We start from the raw sequence: 22,588 nt of genomic DNA on the forward strand, positions 1-22,588 counted from the left end.
CCTCGGCTTTCAGCCTCAGGATGACTCTACGAGTCATTTCCCATTGTAGCGTTCCATGCACTTTTCGATGCCGAACTTGAAGTAGCATTCCACGAGAGCCGGAACTTTCGCGATAGCCTCTTCAAAGACCGGGCGGTCCTCGGGCGAGAACTTCGCCAAGACCCAGTTGGAGAGGTCAAATTTCGGGGGGCACTTGCCCACGCCAAAGCGGATGCGCGGGAACTTGTCGCCCACGTGCTCGATGATGTTCCTAAGCCCGTTCTGGCCTCCGTGACTGCCATCCTTGCGGCAACGGATGCGGCCTACGTCCAAATTAATGTCGTCGCTGAAAACCAGCAGGTGGTCCACTTTTACCTTGTACCAGGTCATCAGGGCCTGCACGGCCTCGCCAGAGAGGTTCATGTAGGTCTGCGGTTTAGCAAGCAGGCATTCCTCGCCCGCAATGTTCACCTTCATGGTGAGCGCCTTGTGTTCGCTCTTCCAGTCCTTGTTCGGGTCAGCAAGCTTTTCGACCGCCATAAAGCCCGCGTTGTGATGCGTATTAGAGTACTGAGTACCAGGATTTCCGAGACCTACGATAATGTACATGGCTAATTGCCTTTATAAAAATCTTCCCCGCCAAACTGTTTCCAAAGTAAATACATCTCTTTGTAATGTTCTTTGATAAACTTCTGTATTTTCAAAACGTCTCGATCATTCAAAACACCTTTATTCTGAACGATAGTATCTCCGTTCTCTCTAACAAAAAATTTTGCAGAGCCCGCTTCAGTGAGCTTACCGTCACTAGCATGTGCATGCATGCACTCAACAATACACATCGATGTAAAATAAAGAAAATATCCGGCTACCTTAAAGTTAAAGAATTTAGGCATAAGCCGCCTCATTCATATACTCAAGAGCATTTGACAGATAGCCACGCGCAATATTAAGTTCAATCGCATCCATATTCGTTTCAATCAAGGAGCCATCCTTTTTTAATACGGCAACTCCATGAGCATTATTCAAATCAACAATTTTAATAAACTCATCCTTCTTTAAAAAGGCGAATCCACAAATTATCACTTCAGCATCATTGGCAATAGATTCGACATCAACCATACTTCACCTCCACTTTCTTTATTGGCGCAAGAAACTTATCAGGGTCAATATACAAATCTTTTAACACAGGGACAAGGTCAATGTATTCCTCTATCAGATCTTCGCTATGTTTATACCTAGTCATAACAACTATGTAGCCATTATCCCAGGTGGTAACCTTTTCATATTTTACAAGCGAATAAGGCGCAATAAACTTGATTGTCTCAGAACCGAAACTAAACAAGGTATAAGCGCCCTCGTTATAGAGAAACGCTACATTGTTTAGAGATTTGTTTTCACATTGAGTATTCATCAAATGCTTCCGAGACCGACGATAATGTACATGGCTCAAAATTAGGAAATGTTTTTCCCAAAATCATCTATCAAAAACACAACGAACCGAGAATCCTGAATTTTTATCACTCAAATTCAAGTACGCATTTTCTTCCCCTAACAATGCCATCGAGTAGGCAACAGAAGAATTGTATTCTGTAGAAGTCCAAAAGTAAGCCCTCTCGCCTGCAAAAGAAAATGCGCCACCATCAAATAAACCGCCAGGTAACATAGTTAAGCCATATTCATCGGTACCATTGCCGTTTTTCCAGCCCTCTTGGGCCATCAATTTTGCTCCCGCAACATCAATTCCCCCGATTGATGACATAAGAGATTCAAAATCTTCCTTTGTCGGAAGACGCCATCCGGTGGGGCAACTCGTTACTGCATTTTTCCACGAATAAAGACTGCCGTACTCATCACACATTGAAGCGTTTTCACCGTAGCATCCCCCCGTTTTTTCGTACCTGAGGTTTTCTGCCATCCAAAGAGTTTTGCCAACAAGAACCATTTTATACGTTTGTCCATCGCGTTCATCAGTAAACGAATCATATAAGCACGAATCTTCTGTACCCGTTTTGCATGGGTCAATCAACACAGTTTCTGTGTTTTCTGAACTTTCTGATTCAAAGAATTTAATATCAAACGAGCCCGTTCTATCCATTTTTGAAGGATTAAGATACGAATAGACATTTATGAAAGGTTTATCAGCACTCGTTGCTTCAGTAGTCCAAACACCATATGAAGCATCAAGAACAACATCATAAACATTGCACGTTTTACCATCAGTAACAGCGGATGCAACATTCCCATCAAGCAAGTCGACCTTCTTTAAGCCATCTGAAGAACGAAGTTCAATACCGAAACCTCCTTTCAAATCGGAGCCGAAAACAACCGAGACAACTTCGCCTAATGCAAACGTCTCGCCGCCTTCGGGGTAAACAACCTTTACGCCGTCGGTCACGGAACAATCAAAGTCTTTTTCTACAGCATTTTGCTCCGAACTGGAAGGCACCACATTCGCTTCATCTGCATCCAGCACACAGCGCACGGCGAGTTTCCACTGTTCGTGGCAAGGTCCTGCAATTTGGAACGAGCCACTCTCCGGAGTGAACGAAACGCATTTCCTATAATGATTGCCGTCTTCCTCGTCATTGGTCCAGAAATAGGCTGCTTCTCCATCCTTGTTCAAGGACCGGTCTCCACTCATATACCCCTTATACACGTCATTGACAAGCGAATAGTTCCTAAAAGCCGAGGAATTGTAGAACTCTTCCCATTCTTCGTAGCTAGGCAAACGCCAGCCGTTCGGGCACACGTAATCCAGTTTTGTGCCAGGGTAAAGGAATCCCGTTTCAACGCAAGTCCTCTCGCTAGGTCTCGGGCAATCCGCCTTGTCCTCTTCGTCATGGTTGCGGTAGAACTTGTAGGCAACGTTGTCTAACATCCAGTAGAGGTTCCCTACCTTGACAACATTGTAGGTATGTTCATCGCGTAGATCCGTCAACGTCGTGCCGTTGAATTCATAGCCCTTGCTGCTCTTGCCGTAGCCATATTCATCCTCGAATTCCTCGTAGTAACTGGTACAGGCCGAGAGGAGGAATGCGACGAGAGCGAATACGAAAGGCATAGATCCTCGCCTACGCGAGGATGACGACGCGGGGATGGATCCTATCGTCGCGACGTTCCTCCAGGATGACGATGCAGGGGTAAATCCTCGCCTTGCTTCGGCAAAGCTCACTTCGACATAGCTCAGTGCAGGCAGCACAAGTCGCGAGGATGACGATGCGAAGTTTCTTCTATCAAACATCATATATCCCTCCCCTAGAACACGAACGTGAGGCCAAAGGCGACAAGTCCAACACCACCGAGAATCAAACCAGCACCACGCATTTTTTCAAACCCATCAATGGTATCAAGGCGATTTTTATACGATGTCTCGCCATCGGGTTCCTTGTCCCTGAAATGTTTCGCGCCGATTTCACCAGCGATAGCGGCGCCGAACCCCAACAGCGAGGCTACACCGAACGTAATCTTGAGCCCCAGATGCGAACTCTTCTCGGGCTGTTCCACGTTCGTGGGAACGCTTTCACCCGGCTGCGGAGAGTCTACTTCCGGCTGGGTCGCAACGGCATCCGCGACCGCAGTTTCCTTTGCGGGTTCCACATATTCAAACTGAGCTACCTGCCCCTGCTCGATTTTCACATCAAGGGGATGTTCGCCCGCATCGTCAACGACCGCAATCTTCGCGCAGACCGGGACGCTCCCCGTAAACGGAGTCATGCCGACCTTCTCGCCGTTCACGAGTACAGACAAACTATGTCCCTCGCCCGAGGCAGAACGCGCCTTGAGCGAAAGCCCGCCCATCAAGGGCTTCAGCGATTCCTTGAACACCTCTTCCTTGTCACGGAACACGCCTACCTTGAAAGACACCGGATTGTAGCAGCGGTGCGCAATTTCCACCGAGCGTGTTCCCGGGTCCATCAAAACCTTATTTGCCGCAGGCACCAGTTCACCGTCGACCTTGATTTTCAGTTCTTCGTAGGTACCGCCCGCCGGGAACGCGAGGTCAAGCGTGAGCGTACCATAACGCGGCACGAGGTCGAGCGAAACTTCCTGACCGTCCCCGCTAATCGAGAACAAGCCTTCCGCATCTTCGTGATGGTCCAAGACCGCAACAAAGCGGTGTTCGCCCGCATCTACCATGACCTGGCACGGAGTCGCCGTGCACTGCCGCACCGGACGGCCGTCTATACTCAAAGCCGCGCCTTGCGGGTTCGTCGTTACGTTCACGACAAACGTCTGGTTGCCCGCGCCGTCAAAACCCGTACGCACAATACCTGTCGCGCCGCCGCGCGCCTTGCGGAAAAATTCCGGAGACTTCGTCTTGATAACTTCCATAAGCGCATTCACGTCGGCACCGAGCCCGTTGAAACTCGCGACCAACTTGCTGCCCGCAGTCTCGTACAGTTCTGCGCTGATGGAAATATTCGAGCCCACCTTGCCGATGCGTGCCTGCGCCACATAGTCGGCGGCAATGTTCTTGCCCGTTTCGGCAAGGCAACTGCCCTCACAATCCTCGATGGACTTGCCCGGAGGGAGCATCATCATGATGTTCTCGCGGGTCATGATGGTAAAGTTGAGTTCGGCAGGGAGTTCCTGCACCGCCTGCTCGCGAAGCATGTTGGTGAGGTACTGGCGCTCCGAAAGGGTCAGGATATCCTTGCTGTCGGCCACGGTCTCAAGAACAGCGACAAACTTCGCAAAAGAAACGCCCGTCAGCAACAGAGCGAGAAACAAAATTTTTAAGACCCGGTTCACGATGTTAGGCTCCTGGCAAAAGGCGACACGGATAATATAAGCATATAAATAACTTTTTTTTACATCAAAAACAATACCCCCCTGCATTTTTCTATCTTTGCGGTGTATGAAGAACGTCGATACTATTGCAGTTTTGGACTTTGGCGGGCAGTACGCCCACCTGATTGCTAACCGCGTGCGCCGCCTGGGCGTGTTTACCGAAATCCATTCCCCCGCCGCTCCCGTCAGCGAACTCGAAGGCGTGAAGGGAATCATCTACAGTGGCGGCCCCAGTAGCGTGTACGCTGCCGACGCACCGGAATACAATCCCGAAATCTTGAACCTCCCGGTACCGAAGCTCGGCATCTGCTACGGTCACCAGCTCATCGCCCAGCAGCTGGGCGGTCACGTGGAACCGGGCAAGGTGAAGGAATACGGCATCGCCGACCTCATCGTGGGCGACGAGAACTGCCCGATTCTGAAGGGTCTCCCGAAGGCCAGCCCCATGTGGATGAGCCACGGCGACCAGGTCACCAAGCTCCCCGAAGGTTACAAGATTGTGGCCAGCACCAAGGACTGCGAAATAGCCGCCGTCGCCTTCGACAGCGACAAGCCCGAACGCCAGATTTTCGGCATCCAGTTCCACCCCGAAGTCACGCACAGCAAGTTCGGCATGAAGTTGCTCGAAAACTTCGTGGACTTCACCGGCGCAAAGAAGACTTGGAACATGAAGAGCTATTTGCCGCTCATCACGCAGAGAATCAAAGACCAGGTCAAGGACCGCAAGGTCTTCTTGCTCGTGTCTGGCGGCGTGGATTCCACCGTCGCATTCGTGCTCTTGAACCGCGTGCTCGGACCGGAAAAGGTCTTGGGCCTGCACGTGGATAACGGCATGATGCGCCTCGGCGAATCCCAGAAGATTATGGAATTCTTGAAGGCCGAGGGGATGAACAACCTCAAGGTCCGCGACGCCAGCGAACACTTCCTCGCTAAGCTCAAGGGCGTGACCGCGCCCGAAACCAAGCGCGGAATCATCGGTAAGGAATTCTTGACGGTGAAGGACGAGGAAATGGCGAAGCTCAACCTCGATCCGAACCAGTGGATGATGGCTCAGGGCACCATCTACCCCGACACCATCGAAAGCGGCGGCACCAAGAACGCTGACAAGATCAAGACGCACCACAACCGCGTGCAAGAAGTTTTGGACCTCATGGAAAAGGGCCTCGTCTTGGAACCCCTCGCCGACCTGTACAAGGACGAAGTCCGCGCCCTCGGCGAAGAACTGGGCATTCCCCACAACTTAGTGTGGCGTCACCCGTTCCCGGGTCCGGGCCTCGGCGTTCGCCTGCTCTGCAGCGAAGGCAAGCTCACCGACGATATGGTGAAGTTCGATGATGTTCGCGACACATCAGGCCAGTCCCTCGCCGACTACCTGAAGGCGAACAACATCGCTGGCCGCCTGCTCCCCATCAAGAGCGTGGGCGTGCAGGGCGACGGCCGTACCTACGCGCAGCCGTTCCTCATTACCACTCCGGGTCTCTCCTGGAAGGACTGCGAAAAGTTCTCCACCGAACTTGCGAACCGCTTCAAGGCCATCAACCGCGTGATTTACCAGATTGGTAGCGTGGCCGACGATGATCCGAAGCTCGTCGAGCAGTTCGCCACTCGCGAAAACTTCGATACGCTCCGCAAGTTCGACAACATCTGCACCGAATTCCTGCAGGCAAACGACCTGTACGAAAAGATTTGGCAGATGCCCGTGGTGCTCGTTCCGCTCCGCACGGCGGGCAAGCCCTGCATCGTGATGCGCCCGGTGAATTCCACCGAAGCCATGACGGCAAACTTCGCCGAAATCGACCAGGGAATGCTGGCCGGACTCTGGCGCAAGTTCGAAGCAGAAGGCGCCGGCTCGCTGTGGTACGACGTGACCCACAAGCCTCCTGGAACTATTGAGTGGGAATAAGGCGAGAGTCGCGACAAAAAGCTTGCTTTTTGTCATGACCGAGCCGCGTGAACACGCGCTTGAACAACGTGAAAGCGCCGTGGGAGTAAGCCCAACAGTCACCCTGGAGCGAGGCTGCAGGCCGATGCGATAGGGTCCATGGATTCTATCGCGCTACGCGCTCCAGAATGACAGATGGTAATGACAATGAGGTAAGATATGGCAGGCATTACATACGAGATAGACGACAAGAACGTTGTCGAACAGATTCGTAACGACGCGATGAACGCCGCCAAGGAACTTGTAGAAAAGGCTCACCTCACGGCGGGCAATATTGTGGTTATCGGTTGCAGCACGAGTTCCACGCTCGGAAACGACATCGGTAGCCATTCCGTGCCCGAAGTCGGCAAGGCGATTTTCGAAGGTTTACAGTCCGTTTTCAAGCCGCAGGGCATCTTCATCGCGGCGCAGTGCTGCGAACACCTGAACCGCGCCATCATCGTCGAGCACGCAGCTGTCCCGTTTGCCGAAATCGTGAACGTTGTTCCGCAACCCAAGGCGGGCGGTTCTTTTGCTACGGCCTGCTACAGCGCATTCGAGCATCCGGTCGCCATCGAGCATATCAAGGCCGACGCTGGCCTCGATATCGGCGGAACGCTCATCGGTATGCACCTGAAGGAAGTCGCCGTTCCTGTACACATGCAGCAGACGCATATCGGCAAGGCAATCCTGATTGCAGCACGCACGCGCCCGAAATTTATCGGCGGCGAACGCGCGCATTACGATGAGAGCCTAAAAGACGGGTATCCGAAATTTTAAAAGATCCCCGGTCATCCCCGTCAAGCGAGGACAGGCGCCGGGGATGACATACAGAGTGGACCCTATCGCCTCTTCGAGGCTCCAGGGTGACAGATTTCAAAATGACTATAAGGATCCCCGACTAAACCGGGGATGACAATTACTCGTCGGAGACGCAGCGGACGCTGAGTTCGTTCACCTTGTAATCTTCGTGATAGGTCATGCCGGCGTTGTTGAAATCGTCCGTCACTTCCCAGCTGACGGCCTCGACTGCGCCCAGGTCGGCAGTGGACCAGAAGCGAGCAGTTTTACCCAGATCCATGAAGTTGCCACTACCGAAACGATAGCCGGCAGGAACGGCATTGAACCTGGATTCGTTCGTGCCGTTATTCTTTTTCCAGCCGTAATCAGACTTGAGCACCAGCGAAGCGTTGCCCTTCGCCTTACCCTGTACATACTTGGAAAGGTTCTGCCATTCGATAATCGAGGGAATGTGCCACCCTGCCGGGCAAATGCCTTTGATAAACATGCTCTTCTTTACAGCGCACGTCTTGGAATTGCAATTCGGATCAATATTGAGCGCCTGGGCCCACGTGTAATAGCGGCCATACAGCCTGCAGGCTGCATCGTCGGAACTGTGACATTCGCTCCCGGGAGCATCGTAGCGGAGGTTTTCGGCCATCCACGCCTTCTTACCGATAACGACAACTTTGTACGTTCTCCCGTCGCGAGGATCCTTGATGTACTTCTTGACGAAAGGTTTCGAAGGGTCGCGCGGTTCAACGTCGCCGTTCTTCAGCGGGGACGTTTCCCATTCCGACTGGGGCTTTTCGGCGGCAGCAGCCGGCGCAGGCATAACGTTCTGCACCTTGGCAAACATCGACTTTGCATCAGCCTTGATGCTGTTCCACAGGTCAACTGCGGTAGTCTGCATGGCGGTAAAACTGCCGATGAGGTTGCCCGTACCCGTCGCGTAGAGTTCCACCGTGAGCGTAAGGCGGTCCTCGAACCTCCCCACGCGTGCCTGAGCCACATAGTCTGCAGCGATGTTCCTGCCCGTCTCCGCAATGCAGCTCCCTTCGCAATCCTCGATGGACTTGCCCGGAGGCAACATCACGTTGATGTTCTCGCGCGTCATGATGGTGTAGTTCATGTACGACGGCAGGGCAGCACCCGCCTGAGCGCGCAATTCATCGGTCAAGAAGCGGCATTCCGCGGGCGTAATCGCCTTGTCGATAGATACCGTCTCGAGGACGGCGACAAACGCCGCAAACGAATGAATGCTCAACAACAGGACAAATGATACTATCGCTCTCATAACGTCACAAATATAAGCACAAATTATCCGAAAAGGGCGCTTTGGGACAAATTAGCCGACAAAAATGCGTCCATTGCGGAACAACTGCATCCACGGGCCGTCTTCGCCCCATTCTGCCGGGTGCCAGGAGTACTGGCAGGTACGGAACACGCGTTCGGGGTGCGGCATCATCACGAGGGCGCGGCCGTCTTCGGAGCAGAGGCCGTTGATGCCGAACGGAGAGCCGTTGGGGTTCAGCGGATAGCGTTCGGTGTATTCGTGCTTGCCGTCCACGTAACGGAGCGCCACGAGACCGGTCTTCAGGCAGGCTTCGGCGGCTTCGCGGCTAGCGAATTCCGCGCGGCCTTCGCCGTGTGCGACCGCAATCGGGAGCACGGAGCCTGCCATGCCCTTGAGGAGCACGGCCGGAGTGTCTTCGACCTTGAGCGTGCAGAAGCGGGCCTCGAAGCGTTCGGAGAGGTTCTGCACAAAGCGCGGCCAGTGCTTGGCGCCCGGAATCAAGTCCTTGAGGTTAGAGACCATCTGGCAACCGTTGCAGACGCCGAGCGTGAAGGTGTCCTTGCGGTTGAAGTAAGCCTCGAATTCGGCACGGGCCTTCGGGTTGAAGAGGATGCTCTTGGCCCAGCCTTCGCCGGCACCGAGAACGTCACCGTAGCTGAAGCCACCGCAAGCCACGAGACCGTTGAAGTCCTTGAGGCTTACACGACCTTCGAGAATGTCGGTCATGTGGACGTCGATGGATTCGAAGCCGGCCTTCTGGAAGGCAGCAGCCATTTCAAGTTCGCCGTTGACGCCCTGTTCACGGAGGATTGCCATCTTCGGGCGGCTTGCGTAGTCCTTCACAATCTTGGCGGACGCCGCCACGTCGAAGGTGACCTTCGGCGTGATACCCGGATTGTCCTGTTCCAGCTTGAGCTTGTATTCGCTTTCGGCGCAATCCGGGTTATCGCGGAGGGCCGCGATGCGGCGGGTCGTGTCGCTCCAGATGGCGCGGAGATCCGAGAGGCCTTCGGCGTAGTCGCCGATGACCAGGTTGTAAGTATCGTTGAGCGTTGCAATTTCAGAAATCATGTCGCCCAGGCCGACGGCTTCGAAAGCAGCCTTAACAGCAGCGAGGTCGGCATTCTTCACCTGGAGCACGGCACCGAGTTCTTCGTTGAAGAGGGCGTCGATGAGGTTGCCCTTGAGGGCGTCGGCCTTCACCGTCACGCCCACGTGGCCTGCAAATGCCATTTCGGCAAGCGTCGTGTAGAGACCGCCATCGCTCTTGTCGTGGTAGGCCATAATCTTGCCTGCCGCATTGAGCTTCTGGATTGTTTCGAAGAAGGCGCGGAGTTCCTTAGCGGAATCAACATCCGGAGCCTTCTCACCGAGGTTGCAGTAAACCTGAGCGGCAATGGAAGCACCCATGCGGTTCTTACCGCGAGCGAGGTCCACGAGAACGAGGGTCGAATCCTTGCATTGCAAGAGCTGCGGGGTGAGCGTCTTGCGCACGTCAGCGCACGGAGCAAATGCACTAATCACCAGAGAAATCGGAGCGGTCACGCGGTGGCTACCCTGAGCATCTGACCACACGGTGCTCATGCTCATAGAGTCCTTGCCCACCGGAATCGTAATGCCGAGATCCGGGCAGAGTTCCATACCGATAGACTTCACGGCTTCGTAAAGGTCAGCGCCGTCGCCTTCGTAGTTCGGCGTAGCCATCCAGTTAGCAGACAAGTTCACGCGACCCATATCAGGCACGCAAGCGGCAGCCATGTTGGTGAGGGATTCAGCCACCGTCATGCGGGCAGCGGCAGCCGGAGAAATCAAGGCAACCGGAGCGCGTTCGCCCATGCTCATGACTTCACCTTCGTAAGTATCGAGCGTTGCACTGGTCACGGCGCAGTCGGCGACAGGCACCTGCCACGGGCCAACCATCTGGTCGCGGCAAATCATACCCGTCACGCTACGGTCACCGATAGAAATGAGGAACGTCTTGTCGGCGACGGTCGGGTTCGCAAGCACGCGGTGAGCCACGTCCTTGATAGTTGCATCGGCCGGAACCACCGTGGAATTGAGCGGACGCTTCTGGCTCTTTTCGTTACGGATCATGCGGGGCGGCTTGCCGAGGAGCACGCCGAGCGGCATGTCAATCGGAGTCGTACCGAAGTGCTTGTCGGTAAGGGTCAGGTGCTTTTCAGGGATAGCCTCGCCCACCACAGCGTACGGGCAGCGTTCACGCTTACAGATTGCATCGAACACATCGAGCTTGTCGCCGGCGATTGCAATCACATAGCGTTCCTGAGATTCGTTACTCCAGATTTCGAACGGGCTCATGCCCGGTTCGTCGTTGGGAACATTGCGCAGTTCAAACTTACCGCCGAGGCCGCCATCGTTCACCAGTTCCGGGAAGGCATTGGAAAGTCCACCTGCACCCACGTCGTGAATAAAGGTAATCGGGTTTTCTTCGTCCATCGCCCAGCAGCGGTCGATGACTTCCTGGCAGCGGCGTTCCATTTCGGGGTTTTCGCGCTGCACAGACGCGAAGTCCAAAGATTCATTACCGGCACCATTCTGCACGGAGCTGGCTGCACCGCCACCGAGACCAATGAGCATCGCCGGACCGCCGAGCACAATCAGGTGGTCACCCGGATCGATGTGGCCCTTTTCGATATGTTCATGCTTGATGTTGCCGAGACCGCCAGCCAACATAATCGGCTTATGGTAACCGCGGACTTCCTTGCCGTTCTGGGCATCGACTTCCTGTTCGAAAGTGCGGAAGTAACCGAGGATGTTCGGACGGCCGTATTCGTTGTTGAACGCAGCGCCACCGAGCGGGCCTTCGATCATGATGTCGAGGGCAGACGCAATGCGGGACGGGCTTCCGAAGTCCTTTTCCCAAGGTTGGACTGCACCCGGCAGTTTCAAGTTCGAAACGCTAAAGCCCGTGAGGCCGGCCTTCGGCTTACTACCCTTACCCGTGGCACCTTCGTCGCGGATTTCGCCACCACTACCAGTAGCGGCTCCCGGGAACGGAGAAATCGCCGTCGGGTGGTTGTGGGTCTCGACCTTCATCAGGATATCGACTTCTTCATTGTGGAAGTCGTACTTGTTCGTACGCGGGTCGGCGTAGTAGCGGCCAGCGACAGCGCCCTTCATCACGGCGGCGTTGTCCTTGTACGCGCTAAAAATGTTCGAGTTGTGGAGCTGGTAGGTGTTCTTGATCATCTGGAACAGGGACTTGTCCTGCTTCACGCCGTCGATGGTCCATTCGGCACCAAACACCTTGTGGCGGCAGTGCTCCGAGTTGGCCTGCGCGAACATGTAGAGTTCCACGTCGGTCGGGTTGCGCTTGAGCTCGGTGAAGTTCTTCACCAGGTAATCGATTTCATCCGGAGAGAGAGCGAGGCCCATTTCCTTGTCGGCCTTCACGAGGGCGTCGCGGCCCTGGTCGAGCACCGGAATCACGTTCAGCGGACGCGGTTCTTCCTTGCTAAAGAGGACTTCCAAGGAGGCGGTGTCGGCAAACACGGCCTGGGTCATGCGGTCGTGAATCTTGGCGGAGATTTTCTCACGGGCGCCAGCCGGAGCAGCACCTTCAAACTTTACATAGTAGGCAATAGCGCGTTCGATGCGCTTGATGGCCGGGAGGCCGCAGATGTGAGCGATATCGGTCGCCTTGGAGCTCCACGGGCTGATGGTACCCGGACGCGGGCACACCACAAAGAGTTCGCCTTCGAGAGCCTTGGGTTCGCGGGCCGGACCGTAGTGAAGCACCTTCTTGAGCGTTTCAGTTTCTGCATCGGTCAGGTCGGCGGACAGGTCCACCACATGCAGGAATTCAGCGTAAACGGAAGCGACAAAAAGGCCTGCGCTCTTGAAATCGGAAGAAAGTTTCTGGAGACGGAAATCCGACAGAGCCGGCGTACCACGAAGAATGAGCATTATAAACCTCGGTTTAAATTTTTACGCCGTAAAGATAGAAATTTCATGCGGGACGAACCCCGTGATTCTATCCTATCGCTTCGCTCCAGGACGGCTTCGCCCTCCAGAATGACACGCAAGGTTACGAAGCAGCAAAACTCGTTTTGATATTTCGTAACCGCAGCTGTCTTGCGCTTAGTGCAATGACAACAAGAAAAAAACGGCCCGGAGAGCGGGTCGTTTTAAGCTTTTTTCTAACTCGTTGAAAGTCAAAGAGTTAAGGTTATTCCTCGACTTCTTCCTCTTCTTCGCCTTCGGGCATTTCTTCGGCAGCGACAGCTTCACCGAGGAGCGCACTCACGTCAATAGACTTGAGGCCCGAAAGAGTCTTGAGGTCAGTCTTCTTGTCCACATCCACCTTGTCGAAGGAAGAGACAATGAAGTAGGCGCTGGTAGCCTCGAAACGGCGGGTCTTGTTCGCGATGCTGTTCGAGCCCTTCGTCGTCGGGAAGTACTTGGCTTCGAGCTTGGCCAAGTCCGGCGAAGTTTTGGCCGTCTGGCTTGCCTCGCAGGCCATCGCCCACACGAGCTTGTTCACGTCGGCCGAGTTGTTCACGTACTCGAGAATCTTCTTGCCACCGTTGAACGAGGCTTCGGTAGTCTTGGTGTAGTGTTCCGTCGCCTGGCTTACGTAGTTGCCCTTCTGCATAAGGACAGTCGCGGCGATAGCCACAAGGAGAATGGTGAGGACAATCGAAATGTTCTTGATATTCATTTTCACTTCTCCTTATTCAAACTTGAACGCCTTGGGGGCTTCGATGCTGAAGTTTTCGGCAAACTTGTATTCGACAAGAGCCTTGTAGTCGGAATCCTTGAGCTTGCCCTTCACGAACTTGAAGGTCGCCACGCAGTTCTTGCCGCAGGCAATTTCCTTCACGCCACCCTCGTTCTTGAGGAGGAACTGTTCGGCAAGGCCGACAGCGGCGATATCGTTCTGCACCTGGGCCGGAATGCTTGCGGCGGTGTACATGTACGAAATCTGCTTGAAGCGGGCATCCTTGTCGTCAAAAATCTTCTGGACGTTGGCATCGAAAGCGGCTTCGGTCTTGGGGCCGGTGAGCGTCGCATAAACGAGCTTCCACGCCATGCCGTACTGGTCCATGGACTTCCACTGGTCCTGCAGGGCAGCGTTCACAGTAGCCTTGTAGTTACCGACCTGTTCCTTGACGGATGCCTGCGCCTGGTCGTTGTACTTACCCTTGAGCGTAAACATCAAGACGACAAGAGCCACGATGAGCACAGCATCGACAATGGCCAAAATCTTGAATTTTTTCATGTTCATATAAAATCCTTCGAATGGAATGGTTTTAACAAGAAAATAATACTTAATTTGAAAAAAGCAAGCAAATTTATAGAAAAATTTGCACCTAAAACGGCAAAAAAAGGCAAAGAACGCGGTTTTTTGTATATTTTTTGCAGAATGAGTGATACAAACGAACAAAAAAAGCTGCCATCGCAGATTATTTTCGAAAACCTGAAGGAATTCCTGCGGGCAAAGAACGCCGCGCACGAATCCATTTTCAAGTTTCACTGGAAAAAGATGTGGCCGTTCAACCGCATTTGGCCGCAGGTCGACTACGAACGCATCGTGCGCCTGATGAGCGAAATCCGCAAGAACATCATCGCGCAGCAGAACCTGGTTATAGTGGCAAAGGAAAAGGCCGAAAGTTTCGAGAAATCTTTCCTGGATGCAGTACCCGCCTACCTCGAGGCGCTGGACAAGAGCTGCGTAGGGCTTGCAGACATCGCGCAGTGGAAGCAGGACATGCTCTACAAGAAAATCCACCACGAGGCAAAACTGGTGCGCGATTCGAAGGGCTACAACGAACTTTTGAAAACCTACGAGAAAGAACAAGCGGACTTGGTCCGGGCCGGAGCGTTCGTGCAGGCCGGCTGGATGGAAATTGCCAGTAAGGTCTAAGGCCATATGCCCGCAATCAGTGTAGTCATCCCGGTCTATAACACGGAGTCGTATATCGCGGACTGCCTTGCGAGCATTCACGGGCAGACCTGCCGGGATTTCGAGGCCATCATTGTCGATGACGGCTCTACGGACGGGAGTGCAGGCATTGCCAAGGAATTCGCCAGGGATGATTCTCGTTTCCGCATCGTAAGCCAGGAGAACAAGGGCCTTTCGGAAGCAAGGAACGCAGGAATCGATGTCGCCCAGGGCGACTGGATTACTTTCGTGGACAGCGACGACATGCTCGCCCCGAATTTTCTGCAGGCATTGCTCGATGCCGCAAGGTCAACAGGCGCAGACATCGTATGCTGTGCCAAGCATTTCTTTGGAGAAGGCAATCTAGTCGCAGGCAACGGGAAGTTCGCGGATTCCGGTATCGGGATGCCCGCCGGAAGCAAGATGCCCGCCGGAAGCGAGATGTCCGCCGGTATTAAACGGTGCGCGACGCTCTCCCCCGCCGAAGCGCTCGCGAACGCGCTGTACCAGAACGACAGGCCAGACTATTCTGCATGGAACAAGCTCTATGCGACACGCCTCTGGAAAACGCGCCGATTCCCCGCAGGCAAGTATTTCGAGGATATGGCAACCATCCCGCAGGTATTCCTGGATGCGGGGCGCATCGCATTCGTGCCCGAGCCGCTCTACATGAACCGCAGGCATTCCGCAAGCATTCTCGCAACCGCATACAGCCGCAAGAAGGCAGAACTTTTGGACATTGCAGAAGCGGTATGCAGCCTGGTCGCAGGCAAGGGCGCTCTGCTCGAAAGGGCGGCACGGAGCAACCTCTTCAGCGCAAGCTGCAGCATCTTGATGCGCACGGGCGATACGCCCGAATTCGCAGACTACCGCGACCGCGCGTGGAAGCACATCCGGGAATTACGACTGGGTGCATTGCTCAACCCGCGGACACGCTGCCGGAACAAGGCGGCCGCCCTAATTTCTTTTGCCGGCAGGGCAACGCTCGTGAAGGCGCTACGGAGGCACGGATGATCCCGAAGAAGATACACTTCTGCTGGTTTTCGGGAGAGCCCTTCCCGGAGAACATACAACGTTGTATAGACAGCTGGCGCAAGTACCTTCCCGACTTTGAGCTTGTCCACTGGGATGCAGAGAAGGCTCGCGCCACGGGAATCCCGTGGGTTACCGGAGCGCTCGAGCAAAAGCGCTGGGCATTTGCCGCCGATGCGGTACGACTGCACGCGCTCTACACGGAAGGCGGGTTCTACCTCGATACCGACGTAGAAGTCCTGCGCCCGATTGAACCGCTGTTGAACCGCCCGAACGCATTCGGGTACGAGAACGGTTCCCGCAGGATTGAAGCCGCCGTCATGGGATGCGAGGCAGGTTTTGCACCCGTAAAGGCGGCGCTGGATTACTACAGGTCACGCGAATTCACGTACTCGGAGAGCGACGTAGATGACATGGTGCTCCCGAAAATCCTTGCAGACGCTTTCGCGCCGTTTACCGGAATCGAGATTCTGCCCGAGAGCGCGTTCTCGCCCAAGAGCTACATCGACGGGAAGGTGAGCGCGACAGAAGAAACCTACTGCATCCACCACTTCGATAGCGCCTGGCGACCTGAATCCGTGCGCAAGGGAATCCGCCGCAGGCAATGGCTATTCGCCACCTTCCCCCGCCCGCTGGCAAAAGCACTCGCGTACCCACTTTCGCTGTGGACGAACCTCACGACACTCGGGTTAGCAGGAACCCTGAAAAAAATTTTTAGGCGCTAGCGCTTAAGCAAAAAGCGCGGGATAAACAGTTTGGGGAACCGCTTCAGGAACGGCAACGAGAACGACCATAGCTGCGGGAGCTTGCGGAGGGCATCCTTCTTGTCGCGATAGGCTAGCATCGAGAACCAGTGCGATTTCCAGATGTTCACCGCCTCCTTGTAGCGCGGGTGGTCGCTATAGCGGGCCAGCACCTTCAAGAAGGTTCCGTACATGAGCGTGTTGTCGAGCGACATGTTGTTGCCGTGCTGGCGATAATAGCAGCACTTTACGGGCAAGACGGGCAGCAAACCGCAAATCTTGAAGAATTTTAACCACTGCGGAAAGTCCTCGAACGGGAATTCCGCATCGTAAGCCCCGTGCTCGCGGAAAAAGTCGAGCCGAATCATCTCGGAACAGCCGTGCACCTCTTTCTTGCCCATAAAAAATTCGTCGAAGGTCACCCGCGGAATGGAGCGCGTGTACCGCGGGTCGCATTCCTCTCCGTGATTGCCGTCTTTGTCCATCAGCACAATCTGGCCAAAGCACAGCGGGTCTTCGGGGTGCGATTCCAGGTAGGCGCTCTGTTTCTCGAGCCTGCCTGCGGGCATCATGTCGTCGGAGGCAAACGAGCAGAAATACTTGCCCCGCGCCATCGAGACAAGTTCGTTCATCGTTGCCACCACGCCCTTGTTGGGGCGGTGCACGTAGGTAAAATGCAGTTCATCGCGCAGGCGTTCCAGAATCTCGGGAGAACTGTCCGTACTGCCGTCATCGACCACGATGAGTTCAAAAGCGACACCCTTCTGCGCCATCACCGAACGCACGGCCGCTTCCACGAACTTCTCGTGATTGTAACTAGCCATCAGCACCGACACGAGCGGCGGGAGTTCGCGCTGTTCTGTTTCGGAGCCCTGCACAAAGGCCTTCACGTACACGTTCTCGTCTATCTTTTCGGCAAACATGTTCGTTATGGAGTATTCCACTTGAGCCTCCTGACAGATACGGCAAGCGCGACAAAGGTCACGAAGTTTTCGAACGCGTAGGCAAACATCGGGCCGTGCATTTCGAACAGGCGAATACCCACAAAGGTACCGCCCGCAAACAGCAGGTTCGCGCCAACTTCAATTACAAGAAACAGTTTTGTTTCGCGGCGGGCAATCAGAACCATCCCGAGGCACCACGCGCCCGAGCGGAAGAAATCGCCCAGCAACTGCACCGGCATGTAGTCGGCCGCAGGGGCGTACGTGCCCGAAAGGAGAATCGCCACCACGAGGCCGCGCCCGAAGTAGAGCGCAATGCAGAACAACAGCGTAAAGCCCACCATGCGGGCAAATATCGGGTAGAATTCCTTGCGGAACGCTTCGCGCGTCATTTCCCGGCTGATGCGCGGCAGTATGAGCACCCCGAGGATAGCCGAAAAAATGGAGGCAAAGAAGTCCGAAATCTTGTAGACGCCCTGCCAAATGCCCGCAGCGTTCCAGCCGAGTTCCGCCCCAACGAGCGAACGCACGAACATGAGTACCAGCGGGGCAATTATCATCGGCACGAGGCCCATCACAGCATAAGACATCCACGGCCCGCGCGTATCGAGAACGGACTGCCGGAACTTTGCCAGGCTAAAGCCTGCATGCGACGCCACGCGGGCGGCAAAGACTCCCGCAACAATCGACTGCGTCGCGATGATGCTCAGCACCGAAAGGCGACCCGTGTACAAGAAGAACGCGACCCACAGCATCTGGAAAAGCGAGGCGGCAATCTGGATTAAAGCCCAGCGTTTCACTAGTCCGAGGCCGTTCATTACCGCAGAGCAGATAGTGACGATGTTGGCGGCAAGCATTCCCGGGAGCGCAAAGAGTATGGCCGCTTGGGCCAGGCGCGGATGTACCCCCGGCAGTAGCTTCTCGAGCGGGGCGGCGAAACAAAATATTGCCGCCAGAGCGCAGGTTATCACGGTAGCGAAAGTCGTGAGTCGAAAACCGCCACGCCAAATGCCGTGCAAGTTTTTGAGATTATCCTTGTTCTGTGCGGTAAGGCTTACCCAACCGTTCTGCATGGCAAGGCTCGATGTCGCCTGCCCGATGCTCATCCAGTTCATGAACTGGCCCACGCACGCGAATGCAGTAGGCGGCAAGAAAACGGCAAGCAACTTGTTGATAACGAAGGCACGGAGCGTGTTGAAGAGCGTCACCGAACCCGAGCCGAAAAACAGCCGCCAAATTTTAGAGGAGCGATCCACCGTCAGCCACCTATCTCACGTATTACGCGCGCGGGCACACCGCCAATGACGACATTCGCCGGGAACTCGCCCGATACCACGGCACCAGCCGCGACAACGGAATTCTTGCCGATGGCAGTACCCTTCAGAATCATCACGCGGTCACCAATCCAGGCATTATCTCCAATAACGACCTTCCCCGTTTTCGGGTTTCCATCGATGCGTCTCGACGGGTCAATCTCGTGGAAATCGCTATCGAGGACAGTCACCGAGGAACCTACAAGCACGTTGTCGCCAATCTCGATTCCCTCGCCTTCAGATACGGCGGTGAACCGGTTGCAAATCTGGCAGTTCTTGCCGATAGAAATTCTCGAATCTGCGTTGCGCGGGTTCAAAAACTCGTACGATGTCCAGAAACCAGCATCTTCCATAAAGCCGAATACCGTGCCCTCGCCCACAGACACACGGCCCTTGCCTTCGCAGAGCACAGGCGCAACGGAACGGAACTTTCCTTCGGGTTTCGCGGTCGAGATGCACTTATAGAAGCTCACGCGCGAGGTTCGCACCAGCTTGCGGATGATTCTAGCAAACAAACTCATTCAGCGCTCCTATAATTTCGGTGACTTCCTCATCCGTAAGCACCTGCGACACGGGGATGCTCAACACGGTCTCGGCCATCGCCTCTGCAATCGGGAACTTGGGATTCGCGGGCAAAAGAACGTCCATTGCGCCGTTTATTGCGCCGCCCTCCGGCCCTGCCGCATAGGCCTGCTGCAAATGCGGAGGAATCGGGTAAAAGATGAGCGTCCCGATACCGCGTGCCTCGAGATACTTTTGCAGAGCATCGCGCACCCGCCGGTCAGGCGTGCGCACCGTAAACACGTGCCACACGTGCTCCCGCGGGTCTGCCGGGATTTCGGGCAATCGCACCAGCGGGTTATGCACCTCGCGCACGTAGCGGGCAGCAATCGCTCTGCGGCGCTCATTCCACGCATCGAGATGCGGGAGTTTCGCAAGCAAGAAGGCCGCCTGAATTTCGTCCAGGCGGGAATTCACACCGCGGTAACGGTTCACGTACTTCTGTTCAGAACCGTAGTTGCCGAGCATCCGCACCACGCGGGCAAGTTCGGCATCGTCAGTCAGGACCATGCCCGCATCGCCGAGCGCCCCGAGGTTTTTCGTCGGATAGAAACTGTAAGCGACCGCAGCGCTTTTCATACCCGCTTCAGCGCTTTTCGAACCGGCGGGCATCTCCACGCAGGCATTAAACCGCGCACCGTGCGACTGCGCAGCATCCTCGAAAACAAGGAGGTCGCGCGTCTTGGCAAACTCGCCAATAGCCTTCATGTCAGCCAGGCGCCCATACAGGTGCACCGCAAGAATCCCGCGCGTCTTTTCCGTGCAGGCATCCGCAAGCCGTTGCGGGTCGATATTAAAAGTCCTTTCGTCAGGTTCCACGAGCACGGGCACGAGCCCCGCCGCATTTACCGCAAGCACCGTCGCGATGTATGTATTCGCGGGCACAAGAATTTCGCTACCCGGAGCCAGGCGGCCAAGTTCAATGGATGCACGAAGCATCAGTGTGAGGGCATCGAGCCCGTTCCCGACACCTACCCCATGCGCAAAACCGGAGTAGGCGGCAAATTCCTTCTCGAAGCGTTCGCAATAGGAACCGCGGATGTACCAGCCCGATTCCACGACCGCCGAGGCAGCGTCCTTCAAAGCGTCCATGTAGGGAGCATTCACCTGTTTCAGGTCAAGGAAAGGAATCTTCATTACCGCTCCTTCTTGAACTTGAGGTATTCGCCGTAATCGCGCCAGTAGTCGCTCTCGTCAAACTCGTGCGAAGTGAGCACCAGGCAAATGGAACCCGAAGAGAACCCGAGTTCCTCGGCCCACACTCCGGGCGGAATATGCAGCCCAAAATACGGGCGGTCCAGGCGATAAACTTTCTCGCTCTCGCCGTCAGAAACCTTGATATCGAAAGCACCGCTCGCCGCGACCAGCAGCTGGTGGCATTCCTTGTGGGCATGCCCACCGCGCGTCACGCCGCCGGGAATATCGTACAGGTAAAAAACACGCTTGATATCGAAGGGAATCTCCTTCGAATTCTGGATAGGCGTAAGGCTACCCGAACGCTCACTTATCCTCGGGAGTTCAATGAGCGAGCACATGTCGATGCGGGCATTCTTCAAATCCTGCTCGTTCATTTGCGTACCTCGCGGATAAACTCGTCAAAGTCGCGGATGTAGTCCTCCTCGGAAAAATCCGCCGAAGAGACGACCAGCGCAAGCGAATTGGTCGAGAAGTTATCGAGGGTCCTGAAGTGCATCGGGGGCAGGTAGAGCCCGTAGTACGAGCGCGAAAGGGAATAGCGCTTTTCTTCTACACCGTCGTGCACCACCACATCGAAGCTGCCCGAAAGCGCGACGATGAATTCCTTCTCCGTCCTGAAAGCATGGCTCCCGCGCAGGCAGCCACCTGGCACATCGTAAATCCAGTAGGTGCGCCGGATTTCGAACGGGACATGCTTCCCCGATTCCAAAAAGCTCAAGTTCCCGCGTTCGTCGAGGAACTTGGGCAACTGGATTATCTGCGCTTTTTCTTCAAAATTCGGCATATTACGAAAGTAATATACAAATTTTGGTGTTTTGGAGGCGGTAGATTTGTATCTTTAAGGCATGTTCAGCGTTTTGCCATACGATTCGCACCTCGAGGCGCGATGGGACCGGTTCGTGATGAGCGAATCGGTGAACGGCACCTTTTTGCAGACAAGGCGATTCCTGAACTACCACCCGCAGGGGCGATTCAAGGACGCCTCCTTCATGCTGGAATCGAGCGGCACGATTGTCGCCGCATTTCCCGGGATTCTTACCGATGCAGGGCAGTGGATTTCGCACCAGGGTTCCACCTTCGGCGGGCCCGTAATTTCCAGGAACTTCTATACCGCAGAGCGCGTCATGCACATCATGGAATGTGCGGAAAATTACCTGAAGGGCTTCTGCAGGAGCGTGAAGATGCGGCCCACATCGAGCCTGTTCTCGCAGGAACCGACAGCACTCCTAGAATACGTGCTGGAGCACCGCGGGTACACGCGCAATTCCGAACTGAGCGCCGTGTGCACGCTGGAGGCAGGCAAGGACCCGCTCGAGAACTGTGAAAAGACATGCCGCTCGGTATTCCGCAAGTCGCAAAACTTCAATCTCGAATACCGCGAAATGACCGACGCGGAACTGCCCGAATTCTACAGGCACCTGAACAACCTGGAATCAAAGTTCGGCACGAAGCCCGTGCACACGCTTGAGGAACTGCTTGACCTGCGCCACAACCGCATTGCAGACGAAGTAAAGTTCCGAGCCCTGTGGATGCGCGACAAGGACCATGCAAATGGAGAAAAGTTCGTTGCTGGCATGATGCTATTTGACTTTAAACAAACTAACGTACGCCACGCGCAGTACATCGCCCCGAACGAGGAAATCCGCGAGTTCCAGCCCACGACCGCCATGTACATAAACGTAATGCGCGAGGCAGCCCAAGACGGCATCAGCAAGTTTTCGTGGGGAACATCCAACGGCATGGCCGGGGGCGCTTTGAACCTGCCCCTGTTCAAGTTCAAGGAATCCCTCGGTGCAAAGCCCTCGCTGAACCTGATTTACAGCAAGGAAGAACTGCTGGGATAACCCCCAAATCGTCATCCCCGCGACCTTAGTTGTCATCCTGGAGGGAGCAACGCGACCGATAGGATCCAAAAGCATCAAACGCCGAGTGATGCTCGGCGTTTTTCATAACTAAGCGCTAGTTGTCTTGAACACAGCGGACTCTCGCGCAGACAGCGCGAAGAACCCGAAAAACAAGCCCAAAAGGCAAATATTTGTAAAAAGTTGCATTTTTGTGCAGTGAACCTATTGACAATTGCCCAATTGTGCATTATATTTAGGAATATAAATTCATAATGCGAGGTTTA

Annotated in this window: 22 protein-coding genes; 6 read left to right on the top strand and 16 right to left on the bottom strand. The window is 54.8% G+C overall.

The window, feature by feature from the left end:
- Window positions 1–33: 33 nt before the first annotated feature.
- The 6 genes from pth to BUB22_RS05675 all read right to left on the bottom strand — a co-directional run bounded on the left by pth (window position 34) and on the right by BUB22_RS05675 (window position 4,710).
- Window positions 34–588, bottom strand: a complete 555-nt coding sequence (gene pth, locus BUB22_RS05650; RefSeq protein ID WP_073114295.1) for an aminoacyl-tRNA hydrolase — start codon at window positions 586–588, stop codon at window positions 34–36.
- Window positions 589–590: 2 nt separating this feature from the next.
- A complete protein-coding gene (locus BUB22_RS05655; protein WP_073114296.1) occupies window positions 591–872 on the bottom strand; it encodes a DUF4160 domain-containing protein in 282 nt (93 codons plus the stop codon).
- Window positions 865–1,098 carry a DUF7723 family protein gene (locus tag BUB22_RS05660; protein ID WP_073114297.1) on the bottom strand — a complete coding sequence of 78 codons (234 nt, stop codon included), beginning with the start codon at window positions 1,096–1,098 and terminating at the stop codon, window positions 865–867. Before BUB22_RS05660 ends, BUB22_RS05655 begins: the two co-directional genes overlap by 8 nt.
- Complete coding sequence (locus BUB22_RS05665; protein ID WP_073114298.1) at window positions 1,091–1,390, bottom strand: DUF7724 family protein; 300 nt, start codon at window positions 1,388–1,390, stop codon at window positions 1,091–1,093. The genes BUB22_RS05660 and BUB22_RS05665 overlap by 8 nt, the downstream gene beginning before the upstream one ends.
- Window positions 1,391–1,453: 63 nt before the next feature.
- Window positions 1,454–3,040 carry an FISUMP domain-containing protein gene (locus BUB22_RS05670; protein WP_073114299.1) on the bottom strand — a complete coding sequence of 529 codons (1,587 nt, stop codon included), beginning with the start codon at window positions 3,038–3,040 and terminating at the stop codon, window positions 1,454–1,456.
- A gap of 194 nt (window positions 3,041–3,234) precedes the next feature.
- Window positions 3,235–4,710: a PEGA domain-containing protein gene (locus BUB22_RS05675; RefSeq protein ID WP_139258760.1), complete on the bottom strand. Its 1,476-nt coding sequence runs from the start codon at window positions 4,708–4,710 to the stop codon at window positions 3,235–3,237.
- Between the two features lie 127 nt (window positions 4,711–4,837).
- Between BUB22_RS05675 and guaA the strand changes: the two genes are divergently transcribed.
- A complete protein-coding gene (gene guaA, locus BUB22_RS05680) occupies window positions 4,838–6,673 on the top strand; it encodes a glutamine-hydrolyzing GMP synthase (protein WP_073114301.1) in 1,836 nt (611 codons plus the stop codon).
- Between the two features lie 198 nt (window positions 6,674–6,871).
- Entirely contained in the window at window positions 6,872–7,471 is a 600-nt protein-coding gene (locus BUB22_RS05685) for a TIGR01440 family protein (protein ID WP_073114302.1), read from the top strand.
- A gap of 139 nt (window positions 7,472–7,610) precedes the next feature.
- Here BUB22_RS05685 and BUB22_RS05690 read toward each other — a convergent pair whose 3' ends face one another.
- The 4 genes from BUB22_RS05690 to BUB22_RS05705 all read right to left on the bottom strand — a co-directional run bounded on the left by BUB22_RS05690 (window position 7,611) and on the right by BUB22_RS05705 (window position 14,016).
- Window positions 7,611–8,768 (bottom strand): fibrobacter succinogenes major paralogous domain-containing protein, encoded by a 1,158-nt coding sequence (locus BUB22_RS05690; RefSeq protein WP_083535408.1) that lies wholly within the window; start codon window positions 8,766–8,768, stop codon window positions 7,611–7,613.
- 51 nt (window positions 8,769–8,819) lie between these two features.
- A complete protein-coding gene (gene purL / locus BUB22_RS05695; protein ID WP_073114304.1) occupies window positions 8,820–12,695 on the bottom strand; it encodes a phosphoribosylformylglycinamidine synthase in 3,876 nt (1,291 codons plus the stop codon).
- Window positions 12,696–12,957: 262 nt separating this feature from the next.
- The gene (locus BUB22_RS05700) at window positions 12,958–13,449 is read right to left on the bottom strand and encodes a hypothetical protein (protein WP_073114305.1); all 492 of its coding nucleotides are present in this window, start codon (window positions 13,447–13,449) and stop codon (window positions 12,958–12,960) included.
- 12 nt (window positions 13,450–13,461) lie between these two features.
- Window positions 13,462–14,016, bottom strand: a complete 555-nt coding sequence (locus BUB22_RS05705) for a hypothetical protein (protein WP_072810893.1) — start codon at window positions 14,014–14,016, stop codon at window positions 13,462–13,464.
- A 138-nt stretch (window positions 14,017–14,154) separates the two neighbouring features.
- On the opposite strand from BUB22_RS05705, the gene BUB22_RS05710 reads away from it, so the two are divergent.
- From BUB22_RS05710 to BUB22_RS16655, 3 genes are read left to right on the top strand one after another with little or no spacing between them, the layout of a single operon-like run.
- Window positions 14,155–14,655, top strand: coding sequence for a hypothetical protein (locus tag BUB22_RS05710; RefSeq protein ID WP_073114306.1), 501 nt, complete (start codon window positions 14,155–14,157; stop codon window positions 14,653–14,655).
- 6 nt (window positions 14,656–14,661) lie between these two features.
- The gene (locus BUB22_RS05715) at window positions 14,662–15,687 is read left to right on the top strand and encodes a glycosyltransferase family 2 protein (protein WP_073114307.1); all 1,026 of its coding nucleotides are present in this window, start codon (window positions 14,662–14,664) and stop codon (window positions 15,685–15,687) included.
- A complete protein-coding gene (locus tag BUB22_RS16655; protein ID WP_175547247.1) occupies window positions 15,684–16,430 on the top strand; it encodes a glycosyltransferase family 32 protein in 747 nt (248 codons plus the stop codon). Before BUB22_RS05715 ends, BUB22_RS16655 begins: the two co-directional genes overlap by 4 nt.
- Here BUB22_RS16655 and BUB22_RS05725 read toward each other — a convergent pair.
- The 6 genes from BUB22_RS05725 to BUB22_RS05750 are packed head-to-tail and all read right to left on the bottom strand — an operon-like array spanning window position 16,427 to window position 21,244.
- Window positions 16,427–17,392, bottom strand: coding sequence for a glycosyltransferase family 2 protein (locus tag BUB22_RS05725; RefSeq protein ID WP_254794652.1), 966 nt, complete (start codon window positions 17,390–17,392; stop codon window positions 16,427–16,429). The genes BUB22_RS16655 and BUB22_RS05725 overlap by 4 nt on opposite strands.
- Window positions 17,377–18,645 carry an O-antigen translocase gene (locus BUB22_RS05730; RefSeq protein WP_254794653.1) on the bottom strand — a complete coding sequence of 423 codons (1,269 nt, stop codon included), beginning with the start codon at window positions 18,643–18,645 and terminating at the stop codon, window positions 17,377–17,379. The genes BUB22_RS05725 and BUB22_RS05730 overlap by 16 nt, the downstream gene beginning before the upstream one ends.
- A 2-nt stretch (window positions 18,646–18,647) precedes the next feature.
- Window positions 18,648–19,223 carry an acyltransferase gene (locus tag BUB22_RS05735; protein ID WP_073114310.1) on the bottom strand — a complete coding sequence of 192 codons (576 nt, stop codon included), beginning with the start codon at window positions 19,221–19,223 and terminating at the stop codon, window positions 18,648–18,650.
- Entirely contained in the window at window positions 19,207–20,400 is a 1,194-nt protein-coding gene (locus BUB22_RS05740; RefSeq protein ID WP_073114311.1) for a DegT/DnrJ/EryC1/StrS family aminotransferase, read from the bottom strand. Before BUB22_RS05740 ends, BUB22_RS05735 begins: the two co-directional genes overlap by 17 nt.
- The gene (locus BUB22_RS05745) at window positions 20,400–20,834 is read right to left on the bottom strand and encodes a sugar 3,4-ketoisomerase (RefSeq protein ID WP_073114312.1); all 435 of its coding nucleotides are present in this window, start codon (window positions 20,832–20,834) and stop codon (window positions 20,400–20,402) included. Before BUB22_RS05745 ends, BUB22_RS05740 begins: the two co-directional genes overlap by 1 nt.
- The gene (locus BUB22_RS05750; protein ID WP_072810907.1) at window positions 20,831–21,244 is read right to left on the bottom strand and encodes a sugar 3,4-ketoisomerase; all 414 of its coding nucleotides are present in this window, start codon (window positions 21,242–21,244) and stop codon (window positions 20,831–20,833) included. The genes BUB22_RS05745 and BUB22_RS05750 overlap by 4 nt, the downstream gene beginning before the upstream one ends.
- A gap of 61 nt (window positions 21,245–21,305) precedes the next feature.
- On the opposite strand from BUB22_RS05750, the gene BUB22_RS05755 reads away from it, so the two are divergent.
- Entirely contained in the window at window positions 21,306–22,304 is a 999-nt protein-coding gene (locus BUB22_RS05755) for a GNAT family N-acetyltransferase (protein ID WP_073114313.1), read from the top strand.
- Window positions 22,305–22,588: the final 284 nt, after the last annotated feature.

It is taken from the genome of Fibrobacter sp. UWCM (genome assembly GCF_900129735.1).
Lineage (GTDB): Bacteria > Fibrobacterota > Fibrobacteria > Fibrobacterales > Fibrobacteraceae > Fibrobacter.